This is a genomic window from Streptomyces sp. V4I23, assembly GCF_030817975.1.
Lineage (GTDB): Bacteria > Actinomycetota > Actinomycetes > Streptomycetales > Streptomycetaceae > Streptomyces.
This window is the reverse complement of sequence record NZ_JAUSZW010000004.1, coordinates 5,915,982-5,930,004: the sequence shown is the minus strand read 5'-3', so window position 1 is coordinate 5,930,004 and position 14,023 is coordinate 5,915,982. Positions and strand designations below refer to the sequence as shown.

Below are 14,023 nucleotides of genomic sequence, written 5' to 3'. Positions count from 1 at the left end.
GGGGAGGCGTCGGCTCGCCTCCCCGGTCCCACATCCACCCGTACGAGCTACGCGCTGCCGCGCACTCCACGGGCGAGATCGCCCGCCAGTTCCCGTACGGCGTCGACGGCCGCCGTCTCGTCCGGCGCGTCGAGCATGCGCTTGACGAAGGCGGAGCCGACGATCACGCCGTCGGCGAAGGAGGCGACCTCGGCGGCCTGCTGCGGGTTGGAGACGCCGAGTCCGACGCAGACGGGCAGGTCCGTGGTGGCACGGGTGCGTGCCACCAGGTCCTGGGCCTGGGCGCCGACCGACTCACGGGTGCCTGTGACGCCCATCAGGGAGGCCGCGTACACGAAGCCGGAACCGGCCGCCGTGATCTTGGCGAGGCGCTCGTCCTTGCTGCTCGGAGCGACGACGAAGACGGTGGCGAGGCCGTGCTTCTCCGCGTGCTCCCTCCACAGGCCCGCCTCCTCGAACGGCAGGTCGGGCAGGATGCACCCGGCACCGCCCGCCTCGGCGAGCTCGGCGGTGAAGCGCTCCACGCCGTACCGGTCGATCGGGTTCCAGTACGTCATCACGAGCACCGGCTTGCCCGTGGCGGCGTGGGCCTCGCGGACCGTGCGCATCACGTCGGCGATCCGGACCCCGCCGCGCAGGGCGATGTCGTCGGCGGTCTGGATGACCGGCCCGTCGAGGACCGGGTCGCTGTGCGGCAGACCGACCTCGACGACGTCGGCGCCGCCGTCGAACGCGGCCTTGACCGCCTCGATGCCGATCTCGACGGTCGGGAAGCCGGCGGGCAGGTACGCGATGAGCGCCGCCCGGTCCTCGTTCCTCGCCGCCGCGAGCGTGTCGCTCAGAAGCCGGATGTTGCCGCTCACTTCGCGTCCCCCTGGATCTCGGCGGCGCCGTTGTCGGCGGAGGCGTCGGCCTCGACCTGGGCGTCGGTGTCGTACAGCCCGAAGTAACGGGCGGCGGTGTCCATGTCCTTGTCGCCGCGGCCGGACAGGTTGACCACGATCAGTCCGTCCTTGCCGAGCTCGCGGCCGACCTCGAGGGCACCGGCCAGCGCGTGCGCCGACTCGATGGCCGGGATGATGCCCTCGGTACGGGACAGCAGCCGCAGCGCCTGCATGGCGGCGTCGTCCGTGACCGCGCGGTACTCGCCGCGGCCGGTGTCCTTGAGGTACGAGTGCTCGGGGCCGATGCCCGGGTAGTCGAGCCCGGCCGAGATCGAGTACGGCTCGGTGATCTGGCCCTCGTCGTCCTGGAGGACGTAGGAACGGGAGCCGTGCAGGATGCCGGGCTCGCCCGCGGTGAGAGTGGCCGCGTGCTCCCCGCTCTCGATGCCGTGCCCGGCGGGCTCGCAGCCGATCAGGCGGACGCCCGTGTCCGGGATGAAGGCGTGGAAGAGGCCGATGGCGTTCGACCCGCCGCCGACGCAGGCGACAGCGGCGTCCGGGAGGCGGCCGGCGCGCTCCAGGATCTGGCGCCGGGTCTCGACGCCGATGACCCGGTGGAAGTCGCGCACCATCGCCGGGAAGGGGTGCGGGCCGGCGACGGTGCCGAAGAGGTAGTGGGTGTGGTCGACGTTGGCGACCCAGTCGCGGAACGCCTCGTTGATGGCGTCCTTGAGGGTGCGGCTGCCGGACTTCACGGCGACGACCTCGGCGCCGAGCATCCGCATGCGGGCGACGTTGAGCGCCTGCCGCCGGGTGTCGATCTCGCCCATGTAGATGGTGCATTCGAGCCCGAACAGCGCACACGCGGTGGCCGTGGCCACACCGTGCTGACCGGCGCCGGTCTCGGCGATGACGCGGGTCTTGCCCATGCGCCGGGTGAGCAGGGCCTGACCGAGCACGTTGTTGATCTTGTGCGAGCCGGTGTGGTTGAGGTCCTCGCGCTTGAGGAAGACCCGCGCGCCGCCGGCGTGCTCGGCGAAGCGCGGCACCTCGGTCAGGGCGCTGGGGCGGCCGGTGTAGTTGACCATGAGTTCGCCGAGCTCGGCGGCGAAGGCGGGGTCGGACTTGGCCTTCTCGTACTCGACCGCGACCTCGTCGACGGCGGCGACGAGGGCTTCGGGGATGAACTTCCCGCCGAAGTCGCCGAAGTAGCCGGCGGGGCTGGGGACGTGACCCTCGGGGTCGGGGATGAAGTAGTCGCTGGACATGGCGACGCTGCTCCTTGTTTCGGGGCGCGTGGCCCCGGGACGTGTCGGGTGGGATGCGGCTGCTGTGCGCCTGCGGCGGGCCCTGTCCCCCACCCCGCCCTTCCCGGAACCGGGGGCTCTGCCCCCGTACCGCGCTTCGCGCGGTGTCCTCGATCTCCCTCTACGGCCTGGCGGCCGTGGGAGGGACCCCCAGACGGGCTGACAAAGTCAGCCCCGCCGGCGATTGAGGCGCGGGGGGGGGGAACCGGGGGCAGCGCCCCAGGTCAGCGGGAAGGGGCCGGGTGGGGAAGGAAACCCCGCCGACGCGCCCCGCGCCATCGCATCCCGTTGACCTGACCCGGCTCGTCGCCGATGACGTACCGCACCCGTCGCCCGTGCACCCGCCGCGCCGGCGCCCGGCAGCCGCGCGGCCGGCAGCCGCGGGCCAGGCGCGCGTACGGGCCGTGCGCCGGGGTCACCGTCGCCGCGGGCACGCCGACGGCGCCCGGACGCGAGCCCGTGGTGGCACGGCGGCGGCGGACGGCGGTCATCTCGGGCTCAGTCCCGCCCGTGCCGCAGCGCGGGGTGGGCACCCGCCGCCACCAGGTCGGCGACGGCCGACTTGGGGTCGCGACCGGTCACCAGGGACTCGCCGACGAGCACGGCGTCCGCGCCCGCGTTGGCGTAGGCGATCAGGTCGTGCGGACCGCGCACGCCGGACTCGGCGATCTTGACGATGTGCGCCGGGATCTCGGGGGCGACCCGCTCGAACGTGGAGCGGTCGACCTTCAGCGTCTTCAGGTCACGGGCGTTGACGCCGATGATCTTCGCCCCGGCGTCCACGGCGCGCTCGACCTCGTCCTCGTCGTGCACCTCGACCAGCGGGGTGAGGCCGATGGACTCGGCACGCTCGATCAGGGAGACCAGCGCCTCCTGCTCCAGCGCGGCGACGATCAGCAGCGCCAGGTCGGCGCCGTACGCGCGCGCCTCCCACAGCTGGTACGCGGTGACGATGAAGTCCTTGCGCAGCACCGGGATGTCGACCCTGGCCCGTACGGCCTCCAGGTCGGCGAGCGATCCGCCGAAGCGGCGCTGCTCGGTGAGCACGGAGATGACGGCCGCGCCGCCCGCCTCGTAGTCCGCGGCGAGTCCCGCCGGGTCGGCGATCGCGGCGAGCGCGCCCTTGGAGGGGCTGGAGCGCTTGACCTCGCAGATCACCTTGACGCCCTCACCACGCAGGGCGGCCACGCCGTCCTTGGCCGCCGGAGCCTTGGCGGCGCGCTCCTTGAGCTCCTCGAGGCTGACACGCGCCTGCCGCTCGGCCATGTCGGCGCGCACACCTTCGATGATCTCGTCGAGCACACTCACGCGAGCGGCCCCCTTCCGGGACGGTGATGGTTGAGGATCAGCCAACTCGATGGTATCCGCAGGAGCGCCCGGGGTCCTCATCCGGTCGGCCGCTGTCCCACTACCTGGGACTTCATGGGGCGAGCGCCGATCCGAACGGGAGGTTCCGCACCACGCTGAAGATCAGCAGGACCGCGCCCATGACCCACCACCAACCGGGGGCGAGACCGATCCGCAGCGGCCTGCCCTGAACGGCGCGAACCAGCCACAGGACCCACACGGCGGCGAAGACGGCGTAGCCGACGACGGCGGCCGCGTTGGCGCCGAGGGCGGTGCCCAGATCGCCGTGGATGAAGGCGTGGGCGCTGCGCAGGCCGCCGCAGCCGGGGCAGTAGACGCCGGTGAAGCGGAGGAGGGGGCAGACGGGGTAGTGACCGGGCTCGTTGGGGTCGACGGTGCCGACGTAGGCGAAGGCGGCGGCGACGCCGGTGAGGACGGCGAGGGGCGCGGCCACGCGCCGTGCCGTCCCCTGCGGCGCGGGACGGCCGCCCGCGGGCACCGCGCCCGGTCCCCACCGCGTCGCACCGGCCTCGGCGCGCTCGGGCCAGGTGCCGGCCGCCGTCGCGTACCCACGCGCGGCATGACCCCCGACGCCCACGGACGCCGGGTCCGACAGGGCGCCGCGTTCGTCCGCCCCGTGGCTGGGCGCCGGAAGGACTCCGGCGCCCGCAGGCGGTGCGTCCGCTCCGGAACGGGGGTGCCCGCCGTGTGCCGGCACCGACGGCCGGCCCCCGAGCCCCGACCCATCCGGCCCTGACATCCGCCCGTCCGCGGCGACCGCGCGCCCGGGCGCAGAGCGCCCCGGCGCGTCCGGCCCGGTGCCGGCCGGCGAAGTGCTGCCGGCCGCGGACGCGTCGTCCGTCGGCGCCTGGGGGGCCGGTCGGGGCGGGGGGCCGGGGACCGGGGGCGTCGGGGTCATTTCGTGATTCTCGCCGTTCCAGCAGAACGGCGCAGCCCGGTCGTGCCGTGCTGCGCCGTTTCGTGTCGGATCGTCACCGCGTCAGGCGGTCGCCCGCTCCTGCGCGGCGGCGCGGTTACGGGCCTGGACCACCTCTTCCGGCTCCTTCGGCGTGCCGAGGCCGGCCCTCTTCATGGCGCCGCCCGCGATCGCGCCGAGCGCGATGAGGGCCGAACCGGCCCAGAAGCCGACCGGGCTGTTCGCCACCATGAAGACGCCTGCGACGCAGAAGCCGATGAAGGAGATGGTGACACCGGTCCAGGCGGCCGGGGTGTGTCCGTGGCTGCTGCCCGCCATGAGTTGCTCCTCGTGTGTGATGCGCTGTCGTGAGCTGGTGCTCGTGCTGAGCCGGACGCTCGCAGTCATTGTCCCGTACGACAACACGCGCGGTGAGCTGGGGTCACCCTTCGCGCGTCGGGTCCTCGCCGCGGTCCAGGGCCTTCCAGAGGTCCTCGGGCCGGTCGGGGTCCACCACGGCCGCCTTGCGGGGACGCGGTGTGCCGTCGCGCTCGTAGCGGCCGGACATGGCGGGCCACTGCCTGCCGTACCGCAGCGCCAGGACACCCGCGAGCAGGATCAGCAGGCCGCCGGCCGCGGTCACATAGGGCCAGGCCGTGTGGGTGAGCGCGTCGGCCGTCGCGGCGGCGTCGCCCGTGGTCCGCGCCGCCTTCTCGTCGAGCGCGTCGCTGTCGGAGGCGCCCAGCAACGCCGCCAGCGCCGCACCCGCGCCGCTGAGCGCGAGGAGCCCGGAGACGACGACGCGGCCTGCGCTGCGGACGGCGAACACGGCGACGAGGGCGGCGAGTCCGACGATCGCGAGGGCGGTGGGCACGCCCGTGACGTCCCCGCCGTCGGCGTCGAGCGAAACGGTTCCGCCGCCGACCGAGGCGTGGCCCTCGGCCCAGATCTGTCCGGCGGCGAGCAGGACGACGGTCGCGCCGACGGCGCCGAGGAACAGGGCCGCGGCGAGGCTGCGGCGGCTGCCGCTCGGGGCCGCCGCGGCGGCGCGGGGCTGGGGTACGGGTACGGCACTCACGCGTCCACTATCCCTTACCGCCCGGCCGCGCCGTTCAGCCGGTTGGCGGTGTGGACGGCGCGCAGCACCGCCGCCGCCTTGTTGCGGCACTCGGTGTCCTCGGCGACCGGGTCGGAGTCGGCGACGACACCCGCTCCGGCCTGGACGTACGCCGTGCCGTCGCGCAGCAGCGCGGTCCTGATGGCGATGGCGGTGTCGGAGTCGCCCGCGAAGTCGAGGTAGCCGACGGCACCGCCGTACAGCCCGCGCCGCGAGGGCTCCAGCTCGTCGATGATCTGCATCGCGCGGGGCTTGGGCGCCCCCGACAGGGTGCCCGCGGGGAAGCAGGCGGTGAGGACGTCGAAGGCGGTACGGCCCTCGGCGACCTTGCCGGTCACGGTGGAGACGATGTGCATGACGTGGGAGTACCGCTCGATCGACATGAAGTCGACGACCTCGACGCTGCCGGGCTCGCAGACGCGGCCCAGGTCGTTGCGGCCGAGGTCGACGAGCATCAGGTGCTCGGCGCGCTCCTTGGGGTCGGCGAGCAGTTCCTCCGCGAGGTCGTGGTCCTCCTGCGGGGTGGCGCCGCGCGGGCGGGTGCCGGCGATCGGGTGGAGCATGGCGTGCCCGTCCTCGACCTTGACCAGCGCCTCCGGACTGGAGCCGACGACGTCGAACCCCTCGAAGCGGAAGAGGTACATGTACGGCGACGGGTTGGTGGCCCGCAGGACCCGGTAGACGTCCAGCGCGCTCGCGGCGCACGGCGTCTCGAACCGCTGGGAGGGCACGACCTGGAACGCCTCGCCGGCCCGGATGCGCTCCTTGATGTCCTCGACGGCGTCCTGGTAGTCCCGCCCTCCCCACAGCGCCGAGAACTCGGGCAGCTCCGAGGGCGGCAGGGCGGCGGGCGCGGAGGCGAGCGGCCGGGCGAGGTCGGCCTCCATGGCGTCGAGGCGGGCGACGGCGCCCGCGTACGCCTCGTCGACCCCGGTGGCGAGGCAGTTGTGGTTGATGGCGTTGGCGATCAGCAGGACGCTGCCGTCCCAGTGGTCCATGACCGCGAGGTCCGAGGTGAGCAGCATGGTCAGCTCGGGCAGCTTCAGGTCGTCGCGCTCACCGGGACCGATCTTCTCGAGCCTGCGCACGATGTCGTAGCCGAGGTAGCCGACCATGCCGCCGGTGAAGGGCGGCATGCCCGACGCGAGGTCGCGTGGCGTATGGAGGGTCTGCACGGTCTCGCGCAGTGCGGTGAGCGGGTCGCCGTCCGTGGGGACGCCGACGGGCGGGACGCCGAGCCAGTGAGCCCGGCCGTCGCGTACGGTGAGCGTGGCGTCGGAGCGTACGCCGATGAACGAGTAGCGCGACCAGGAGCGGCCGTTCTCCGCGGACTCCAGGAGGAACGTGCCGGGGCGCTCGGCGGCGAGCTTGCGGTAGAGCCCGACGGGCGTGTCGCCGTCCGCGAGCAGGCGACGGCTGACGGGGATGACACGGCGGTCGGCGGCCAGCTTGCGGAAGGTCTCGAGATCCATGGCGGCAGACCCTACTCGCCGAGGGGCAGGACATCGGCGTCGAAGCAGGTCCGGGCGCCGGTGTGGCAGGCGGCGCCGACCTGGTCGACCTTGACGAGCACGGTGTCGGCGTCGCAGTCCAGGGCGACGGACTTCACGTGCTGGACGTGGCCGGAGGTGTCGCCCTTGACCCAGTACTCCTGGCGGCTGCGGGACCAGTAGGTGCAGCGGCCGGTGGTCAGGGTGCGGTGCAGTGCCTCGTCGTCCACCCAGCCGAGCATCAGCACCTCACCGGTGTCGTACTGCTGGGCGATGGCGGGGAGAAGGCCGTCGGCGCTGCGCTTGAGGCGGGCGGCGATGGCGGGGTCGAGGCCACTGGCGGGGACACTGCTGGTCATGCGCCCATTGTGCCGTGCCGTGGGACGGCCGGGACGGTGCGTCCACTGGGCGGACCCGGCGGAGCCGCCGTACGCTGGCGGGCATGTCGACCCATGCGAAGCGCGAACGACTTCTGCTCGCCGATGTGTTGGAGGCGGCGGGGCCGGAGGCCGCGACCCTGTGCCACGGCTGGACGACCCGGGAGCTGGCGGCGCACGTGGTGATGCGCGAGCGCAGGCCGGACGCCGCGGGCGGGATCCTGATCAAGGCGCTCAGGGACCGTGCGGAGCGGATCCAGGCGGAGTTCGCGGCGAAGCCGTACGACGAGCTGGTCCTGATGATCCGTACAGGGCCGCCGCGGATGTCCCCGTACGCCATCAAACAGGTCGACGAGGCGGCGAACACGGTCGAGTTCTTCGTCCATGCCGAGGACGTGCGGCGGGCACAGCCGGACTGGGCGCCGCGTGATCTGGACAAGGTCTTCGAGAACGTGCTGTGGTCGCGCCTGGAGAAGGGCGCGCGGCTGCTCGGGCGCAGGTCGCCGGTGGGTCTGGTGCTGCGCCGGCCGGACGGGCGGACGGCGGTGGCGCATCGCGGTACGCCCGTGGTGACCGTGACCGGCGAGCCCGGCGAGCTGCTGCTGTTCGCCTTCGGCCGCCAGGACGCGACGCGGGTGGACCTGGAGGGCGACATGGACGCGATCGCGCGGGTCCGTGAGGCGCAGCTCGGGGTGTAGGAGCCCGGCGCACCTGCGAGAGGGTCCCGCACGTGTCCGGCCCGGTGCGGGGGCACACCCGCATGGGGGCGCGGGACGTGCGGACGTGCCGAAGGGGTCCCGGGACGTTCTCCCGGGACCCCTTCGGTTCGGGCTCAGCGGACCGGGTGGCCCGCCGCCCGCAGGGCGTCCTTGACCTGGGAGATCCGCAGGTCGCCGAAGTGGAACACGGAGGCGGCGAGCACCGCGTCCGCGCCCGCGTCCACGGCCGGCGGGAAGTCGGCCAGCTTGCCGGCGCCGCCGGACGCGATCACCGGGATCGTCACGTGCTTCCGCACGGCCGCGATCATCTCGGTGTCGTAGCCGTCCTTGGTGCCGTCGGCGTCCATCGAGTTGAGCAGGATCTCGCCGGCGCCCAGCTCGGCCGCCCGGTGCGCCCATTCGACGGCGTCGATGCCGGTGCCCTTGCGGCCGCCGTGCGTGGTGACCTCGAACGACCCCGCCGCGGTCCGCCGTGCGTCGACGGACAGCACCAGCACCTGGCGGCCGAACCGCTCGGCGATCTCGCGGATCAGCTCGGGGCGGGCGATCGCCGCGGTGTTGACACCGACCTTGTCGGCGCCCGCGCGCAGCAGCTTGTCGACGTCCTCGGCGCTGCGCACGCCGCCGCCCACGGTGAGCGGGATGAAGACCTGTTCGGCGGTGCGGCGCACCACGTCGTAGGTGGTCTCCCGGTTTCCGGACGAGGCGGTGATGTCGAGGAAGGTGAGCTCGTCGGCGCCTTCGGCGTCGTACAGCTTGGCCATCTCGACGGGGTCGCCCGCGTCGCGCAGGTTCTGGAAGTTGACGCCCTTGACGACCCGGCCGGCGTCGACGTCCAGGCAGGGGATCACGCGGACCGCGAGGGTCATGCGGCACCTCCTTCGGTTGCGGTGGGCCGGTACGCCTCGACCTCGACCTCGACGACCAGCGAGGGGTCGACGAAGCCGGAGACGATGAGCATCGACGCGGCCGGACGGACCGTGCCGAACAACTCCTTGTGCGCGCGGCCCACTTCGTCCACGTCCCGGGCATGGGTGATGTACATACGGGTGCGCACGACGTCCTCGGCGCCGAGGCCGAGTTCCTTCAGGGCGTCGATCGCCACCCCGAACGCGGTCATCGTCTGCTCGAACGGTCCGCCCGCGGAGATCTCGCCGCCGACGACGGAGGTGCAGCCGGAGACGAGGACCAGGCCGTTGGGCAGCTGGACGGCGCGGGAGTAGCCGAAGGACTCCTCCCACGGACCGCCCGAGCCGATCCGGCGTACGGCTTCCGTCATGCGGACACCGCCGCCAGGGCCTCTTCCAGGGTGAACGCCTTGGCGTACAGCGCCTTTCCGACGATCGCGCCCTCGACGCCCTCGGGCACCAGGGACGCGAGGGCGCGCAGGTCGTCGAGGGAGGAGACGCCGCCGGAGGCGACGACGGGCTTGTCGGTCGCGGCGCAGACGTTCCGCAGCAGCTCCAGGTTGGGGCCCTGGAGCGTGCCGTCCTTGGCGATGTCGGTGACCACGTACCGTGCGCAGCCCTCGGAGTCGAGGCGGGCCAGGGTCTCGTACAGGTCGCCGCCGTCGCGGGTCCAGCCGCGGCCGCGCAGCGTGGTGCCCCGCACGTCGAGGCCGACGGCGATCCTGTCGCCGTACTCGGCGATGACCTTGGCGACCCACTCGGGGGTCTCCAGCGCGGCGGTGCCCAGGTTGACGCGCCGGCAGCCGGTGGCGAGCGCGGCCGCGAGGGAGGCGTCGTCACGGATGCCGCCGGACAGTTCGACCTTGATGCCGTGACCCGACAGGCTCCCTGCGACCTCGGCGATCAGGTCGCGGTTGTCGCCGGTGCCGAAGGCGGCGTCCAGGTCGACGAGGTGCAGCCACTCGGCGCCCGCACGCTGCCAGGCGAGGGCGGCCTCCAGCGGGGAGCCGTAGGAGGTCTCCGTACCGGACTCGCCATGGACGAGGCGGACGGCCTGGCCGTCGCGGACGTCGACTGCGGGGAGGAGTTCAAGCTTCGGCATCAGAGCGTCTCGATCCAATTGGTCAGCAGCTGGGCGCCGGCGTCGCCGGACTTCTCGGGGTGGAACTGGGTGGCCCACAGCGCGCCGTTCTCGACGGCGGCGACGAAGGACTCGCCGTGCGTGGCCCAGGTGACCTTGGGCGCGCGCATGGCGGCGTTGGTGGCCTCGAAGTTCCACTCGTGCACCGCGTAGGAGTGCACGAAGTAGAACCGCGCGTCGTCGTCGACTCCGGCGAAGAGCTCGCTGTCCGCGGGCGCCTCGACGGTGTTCCAGCCCATGTGGGGCACGACCGGGGCCTTCAGCGGCCCGACGGTGCCGGGCCATTCGTCGAGGCCGTCGGTCTCGACGCCGTGCTCGATGCCACGCGCGAACAGGATCTGCATGCCGACGCAGATGCCCATGACGGGCCGGCCGCCGGAGAGCCTTCGGTCGACGATCCAGTTGCCGCGGGCCTGGGTCAGGCCCTCCATGCAGGCGGCGAAGGCGCCGACGCCGGGGACGAGCAGCCCGTCGGCGTTCATGGCCTTGTCGTAGTCACGGGTGATCTCGACGTCCGCGCCGACGCGCGCGAGGGCGCGCTCGGCGGAACGGACGTTGCCGAAGCCGTAGTCGAAGACGACGACTTTCTTCTGTGCGCTCATGCTGCTACTCCCAGATTCCCTGAATCCGCAGGACGCCGGCGACCAGGCACATCGCGGAGGCCGCGGTCAGCAGCACGATGGGCCCCTTGGGCATCTTCTGTCTGGAGAAGGAGTAGACACCGCCGGCGAGGAACAGCCCGACGACGATGAGGATGGTGGACAGGCCTGTCATCGTCTTAGAGCGCGCCCTTCGTGGAGGGAAGAATGCCGGCGGCGCGCGGGTCGCGCTCCGAGGCGTAGCGCAGGGCGCGGGCGAGGGCCTTGAACTGGCACTCGACGATGTGGTGCGCGTTGCGCCCGTACGGGACGTGGACGTGCAGGGCGATCTGCGCCTGGGCGACGAAGGACTCCAGGATGTGCCGGGTCATCGTCGTGTCGTAGGTGCCGATCATCGGCGCCATGTTCTCCGGCTCGGTGTGCACCAGGTACGGGCGGCCCGAGAGGTCGACGGTGACCTGGGCGAGGGACTCGTCCAGCGGCACGGTGCAGTTGCCGAAGCGGTAGATGCCGACCTTGTCGCCGAGGGCCTGCTTGAAGGCGGCGCCGAGCGCGAGGGCGGTGTCCTCGATGGTGTGGTGGGTGTCGATGTGCAGGTCGCCGTCGGTCTTGACGGTCAGGTCGAACAGGCCGTGCCTGCCGAGCTGGTCCAGCATGTGGTCGAAGAAACCGACGCCGGTGGCGACGTCGACCTTGCCGGTGCCGTCGAGGTCTATCTCGACGACGACCGAGGTCTCCTTGGTGGTGCGCTCGACCCGTCCAGTGCGGCTCATGAGCTCTGCTCCTTCTTCAGTGCGCGAACCGCATCGAGGAACGCGTCGTTCTCTTCGGGCGTACCGGCGGTGACCCGCAGCCGGCCCGGTACGCCGTTGTCACGGACCAGCACGCCGTGGTCGAGGATCTTCTGCCACATCGCCTGCGCGCCGCCCTCGCCGTCGAAGCGCCCGAACTGCACGAAATTGGCGTCGGAGTCGGTGACTTCGTAGCCGATGGCGCGCAGCTCCGCGACCAGCCGGTCCCGCTCGGTCTTCAGCTGCTCGACGTACCCGAGGAGCGTATCGGTGTGCTCCAGGGCGGCCAGCGCGGTGGCCTGGGTGACGGCCGACAGGTGGTACGGCAGACGCACCAGCTGGACGGCGTCGACCACAGCGGGGTGCGCGGCGAGGTAGCCGAGGCGCAGCCCGGCCGCGCCGAACGCCTTCGACATCGTGCGGGAGATCACCAGGTTCGGCCGGCCCTCGATGAGCGGCAGCAGGGAGGGGTGGTGGCTGAACTCCACGTACGCCTCGTCCACCACGACGAGGGACGGCTTGGCCGCCTGCGCGGCCTCGTACAGCGCGAGGACGGTGTCGGCGTCGACCGCGGTGCCGGTGGGGTTGTTGGGCGTGGTGACGAAGACGACGTCCGGTCGGTGCTCGGCGATGGCGGCCCGCGCCTTGCCGACGTCGATCGTGAAGTCGTCGCCACGGGGGCCGGAGATCCAGCCCGTGCCGGTGCCCCGGGAGATCAGCCCGTGCATGGAGTAGGACGGCTCGAAGCCGATGGCGACCCGCCCCGGGCCGGCGAAGGTCTGCAGCAGCTGCTGGATGACCTCGTTGGAGCCGTTGGCGGCCCAGACGTTGGCGAGCGCGACCTCGTGGCCGGTCGTGCGGGTGAGGTAGCGCGCCAGCTCGGTGCGCAGCTCGACCGCGTCCCGGTCGGGGTACCGGTTCAGCCCGCGCGCGGCGTCGCGCACGCGCTCGGCGATCCGCTCGACGAGCGGCTCGGGCAGCGGATAGGGGTTCTCGTTGGTGTTCAGCCGGACGGGGACGTCGAGCTGGGGCGCGCCGTAGGGGGACTTGCCGCGCAGCTCGTCCCGGATCGGCAGGTCGTCCATGCCGATGTTCTCGCTCACTGTCCCGGCACCTTCCACCCGAAACGGGCCTTCAGGGCGGCCCCGTGCGCGGGCAGGTCCTCCGCCTCGGCCAGCGTCACGACGTGGTGGGCGACCTCGGCGAGCGCGTCGCGCGTGTAGTCCACGATGTGGATGCCGCGCAGGAACGACTGCACGGACAGGCCCGAGGAGTGGCAGGCGCAGCCACCGGTGGGCAGGACGTGGTTGGAGCCGGCGGCGTAGTCGCCGAGCGACACGGGCGCCCACGGACCGACGAAGATCGCGCCCGCGTTGCGGACACGGGCCGCGATGTCGCCGGCGTCGGCGGTCTGGATCTCCAGGTGCTCGGCGCCGTAGGCGTCGACGACCTTGAGACCGTCCTCGACCGAGGAGACCAGGACGATCGCGGACTGCCTGCCGGCCAGCGCGGGCCTGATCCGGTCCTCGACGTGCTTGGTGGCCGCGACCTGCGGCTCCAGCTCGCGCTCGACCGCGGCGGCGAGCTCCTCGGAGTCGGTGACGAGCACGGCCGCGGCCAGCGGGTCGTGCTCGGCCTGGCTGATCAGGTCGGCGGCGACGTGCACCGGGTCGGCGGTCGAGTCGGCGAGGATCGCGATCTCGGTGGGGCCGGCCTCGGCGTCGATGCCGATGCGGCCGGTGAAGTACCGCTTGGCCGCGGCGACCCAGATGTTGCCGGGGCCGGTGACCATGTTGACCGGGGGGCAGGACTCGGTGCCGTACGCGAACATCGCGACGGCGGTGGCGCCGCCCACCGCGTACACCTCGTCGACGCCGAGCAGCGCGCAGGCCGCGAGGATGGTGGGGTGCGGAAGGCCGCCGAACTCCTTCTGCGCGGGGGACGCCAGCGCGAGGGACGGGACGCCGGCCTCCTGCGCGGGCACCACGTTCATGATCACGGAGGAGGGGTAGACGGACCGGCCGCCGGGTGCGTAGAGCCCGACGCGGTCGACGGGGACCCACTTCTCGGTGACGGTGCCTCCGGGGACGACCTGCGTGGTGTGGTCCTTGCGGCGCTGGGCGCGGTGGACGATCCTGGCGCGCCGGATCGACTCCTCCAGGGCGGCCCTGACCTCGGCGTCGAGCTCGTCCAGCGCCCGGGTGAGAGCGGCGGCGGGCACGCGCACCTGGTCGAGGACGACCCCGTCGAACGTCTCCGCGTACTCGATCAGCGCCGCGTCGCCACGATGATGCACGTCCTCGCAGATCGGCCGCACCTTCTCCAGGGCGGCTTCCACGTCGAAATCGGCACGGGGCAGCAGGTCGCGCAGAGCGCCGCCCTCCGGGAGGGCGTCGCCGCGCAGATCGATTCGAGAGATCACGGAAC

The 14,023-nt window shown here is 72.7% G+C and carries 18 protein-coding genes; 1 reads left to right on the top strand and 17 read right to left on the bottom strand.

What is annotated here, in order from left to right:
- Window positions 1–47: 47 nt before the first annotated feature.
- The 9 genes from trpA to hisI form a co-directional block, all read right to left on the bottom strand.
- Window positions 48–863, bottom strand: a complete 816-nt coding sequence (gene trpA / locus QFZ82_RS29250) for a tryptophan synthase subunit alpha (protein WP_177148762.1) — start codon at window positions 861–863, stop codon at window positions 48–50.
- Window positions 860–2,152: a tryptophan synthase subunit beta gene (trpB, locus tag QFZ82_RS29245; RefSeq protein WP_307715991.1), complete on the bottom strand. Its 1,293-nt coding sequence runs from the start codon at window positions 2,150–2,152 to the stop codon at window positions 860–862. Before trpB ends, trpA begins: the two co-directional genes overlap by 4 nt.
- Before the next feature lie 263 nt (window positions 2,153–2,415).
- Window positions 2,416–2,682 (bottom strand): tryptophan biosynthesis modulator TrpM, encoded by a 267-nt coding sequence (gene trpM, locus QFZ82_RS29240; protein ID WP_307715990.1) that lies wholly within the window; start codon window positions 2,680–2,682, stop codon window positions 2,416–2,418.
- A gap of 7 nt (window positions 2,683–2,689) precedes the next feature.
- Window positions 2,690–3,499 (bottom strand): indole-3-glycerol phosphate synthase TrpC, encoded by an 810-nt coding sequence (gene trpC / locus QFZ82_RS29235; RefSeq protein ID WP_307715989.1) that lies wholly within the window; start codon window positions 3,497–3,499, stop codon window positions 2,690–2,692.
- A gap of 112 nt (window positions 3,500–3,611) precedes the next feature.
- Window positions 3,612–4,136, bottom strand: a complete 525-nt coding sequence (locus QFZ82_RS29230; RefSeq protein WP_373429340.1) for a DUF2752 domain-containing protein — start codon at window positions 4,134–4,136, stop codon at window positions 3,612–3,614.
- A 402-nt stretch (window positions 4,137–4,538) separates the two neighbouring features.
- Window positions 4,539–4,793: an HGxxPAAW family protein gene (locus QFZ82_RS29225; RefSeq protein ID WP_307715988.1), complete on the bottom strand. Its 255-nt coding sequence runs from the start codon at window positions 4,791–4,793 to the stop codon at window positions 4,539–4,541.
- 103 nt (window positions 4,794–4,896) lie between these two features.
- On the bottom strand, window positions 4,897–5,532 hold the full coding sequence (locus QFZ82_RS29220; RefSeq protein ID WP_307715987.1) for a TIGR02234 family membrane protein: 636 nt from the start codon (window positions 5,530–5,532) through the stop codon (window positions 4,897–4,899).
- Window positions 5,533–5,546: 14 nt separating this feature from the next.
- Window positions 5,547–7,043, bottom strand: a complete 1,497-nt coding sequence (locus tag QFZ82_RS29215; RefSeq protein ID WP_307715986.1) for an anthranilate synthase component I — start codon at window positions 7,041–7,043, stop codon at window positions 5,547–5,549.
- Between the two features lie 11 nt (window positions 7,044–7,054).
- The gene (gene hisI, locus QFZ82_RS29210) at window positions 7,055–7,420 is read right to left on the bottom strand and encodes a phosphoribosyl-AMP cyclohydrolase (RefSeq protein WP_307715985.1); all 366 of its coding nucleotides are present in this window, start codon (window positions 7,418–7,420) and stop codon (window positions 7,055–7,057) included.
- A gap of 83 nt (window positions 7,421–7,503) precedes the next feature.
- Between hisI and QFZ82_RS29205 the strand changes: the two genes are divergently transcribed.
- Complete coding sequence (locus tag QFZ82_RS29205) at window positions 7,504–8,136, top strand: TIGR03085 family metal-binding protein (protein WP_307715984.1); 633 nt, start codon at window positions 7,504–7,506, stop codon at window positions 8,134–8,136.
- A gap of 134 nt (window positions 8,137–8,270) precedes the next feature.
- On the opposite strand, the gene hisF is transcribed toward QFZ82_RS29205, so the two are convergent.
- The 8 genes from hisF to hisD are packed head-to-tail and all read right to left on the bottom strand — an operon-like array spanning window position 8,271 to window position 14,018.
- A complete protein-coding gene (hisF, locus tag QFZ82_RS29200) occupies window positions 8,271–9,026 on the bottom strand; it encodes an imidazole glycerol phosphate synthase subunit HisF (RefSeq protein WP_177148754.1) in 756 nt (251 codons plus the stop codon).
- Complete coding sequence (locus QFZ82_RS29195) at window positions 9,023–9,436, bottom strand: RidA family protein (protein ID WP_307715983.1); 414 nt, start codon at window positions 9,434–9,436, stop codon at window positions 9,023–9,025. The genes hisF and QFZ82_RS29195 overlap by 4 nt, the downstream gene beginning before the upstream one ends.
- The gene (priA, locus tag QFZ82_RS29190; protein ID WP_177148752.1) at window positions 9,433–10,167 is read right to left on the bottom strand and encodes a bifunctional 1-(5-phosphoribosyl)-5-((5-phosphoribosylamino)methylideneamino)imidazole-4-carboxamide isomerase/phosphoribosylanthranilate isomerase PriA; all 735 of its coding nucleotides are present in this window, start codon (window positions 10,165–10,167) and stop codon (window positions 9,433–9,435) included. The genes QFZ82_RS29195 and priA overlap by 4 nt, the downstream gene beginning before the upstream one ends.
- Entirely contained in the window at window positions 10,167–10,808 is a 642-nt protein-coding gene (gene hisH, locus QFZ82_RS29185; protein WP_307715982.1) for an imidazole glycerol phosphate synthase subunit HisH, read from the bottom strand. The genes priA and hisH overlap by 1 nt, the downstream gene beginning before the upstream one ends.
- Window positions 10,809–10,812: 4 nt before the next feature.
- Complete coding sequence (locus tag QFZ82_RS29180; RefSeq protein ID WP_177148750.1) at window positions 10,813–10,980, bottom strand: hypothetical protein; 168 nt, start codon at window positions 10,978–10,980, stop codon at window positions 10,813–10,815.
- Window positions 10,981–10,984: 4 nt separating this feature from the next.
- A complete protein-coding gene (gene hisB, locus QFZ82_RS29175; RefSeq protein ID WP_177148749.1) occupies window positions 10,985–11,578 on the bottom strand; it encodes an imidazoleglycerol-phosphate dehydratase HisB in 594 nt (197 codons plus the stop codon).
- Window positions 11,575–12,681, bottom strand: coding sequence for a histidinol-phosphate transaminase (locus QFZ82_RS29170; protein ID WP_307717878.1), 1,107 nt, complete (start codon window positions 12,679–12,681; stop codon window positions 11,575–11,577). The genes hisB and QFZ82_RS29170 overlap by 4 nt, the downstream gene beginning before the upstream one ends.
- Window positions 12,682–12,695: 14 nt before the next feature.
- Entirely contained in the window at window positions 12,696–14,018 is a 1,323-nt protein-coding gene (gene hisD, locus QFZ82_RS29165; protein WP_307715981.1) for a histidinol dehydrogenase, read from the bottom strand.
- Between the last annotated feature and the right edge of the window lie 5 nt (window positions 14,019–14,023).

Excerpts from the sequence above, each read along its gene's own strand:
- QFZ82_RS29170 (WP_307717878.1), bottom strand. The coding sequence starts at position 12,681 with ATGGACGACCTGCCGATCCGGGACGAGCTGCGCGGCAAGTCCCCCTAC.
- hisB (WP_177148749.1), bottom strand. The coding sequence starts at position 11,578 with ATGAGCCGCACTGGACGGGTCGAGCGCACCACCAAGGAGACCTCGGTC.
- hisF (WP_177148754.1), bottom strand. The coding sequence starts at position 9,026 with ATGACCCTCGCGGTCCGCGTGATCCCCTGCCTGGACGTCGACGCCGGC.
- QFZ82_RS29180 (WP_177148750.1), bottom strand. The coding sequence starts at position 10,980 with ATGACAGGCCTGTCCACCATCCTCATCGTCGTCGGGCTGTTCCTCGCC.
- QFZ82_RS29195 (WP_307715983.1), bottom strand. The coding sequence starts at position 9,436 with ATGACGGAAGCCGTACGCCGGATCGGCTCGGGCGGTCCGTGGGAGGAG.
- QFZ82_RS29205 (WP_307715984.1), top strand. The coding sequence starts at position 7,504 with ATGTCGACCCATGCGAAGCGCGAACGACTTCTGCTCGCCGATGTGTTG.
- QFZ82_RS29225 (WP_307715988.1), bottom strand. The coding sequence starts at position 4,793 with ATGGCGGGCAGCAGCCACGGACACACCCCGGCCGCCTGGACCGGTGTC.
- QFZ82_RS29215 (WP_307715986.1), bottom strand. The coding sequence starts at position 7,043 with ATGGATCTCGAGACCTTCCGCAAGCTGGCCGCCGACCGCCGTGTCATC.
- trpB (WP_307715991.1), bottom strand. The coding sequence starts at position 2,152 with ATGTCCAGCGACTACTTCATCCCCGACCCCGAGGGTCACGTCCCCAGC.
- priA (WP_177148752.1), bottom strand. The coding sequence starts at position 10,167 with ATGCCGAAGCTTGAACTCCTCCCCGCAGTCGACGTCCGCGACGGCCAG.
- hisH (WP_307715982.1), bottom strand. The coding sequence starts at position 10,808 with ATGAGCGCACAGAAGAAAGTCGTCGTCTTCGACTACGGCTTCGGCAAC.
- hisI (WP_307715985.1), bottom strand. The coding sequence starts at position 7,420 with ATGACCAGCAGTGTCCCCGCCAGTGGCCTCGACCCCGCCATCGCCGCC.
- trpM (WP_307715990.1), bottom strand. The coding sequence starts at position 2,682 with ATGACCGCCGTCCGCCGCCGCCGTGCCACCACGGGCTCGCGTCCGGGC.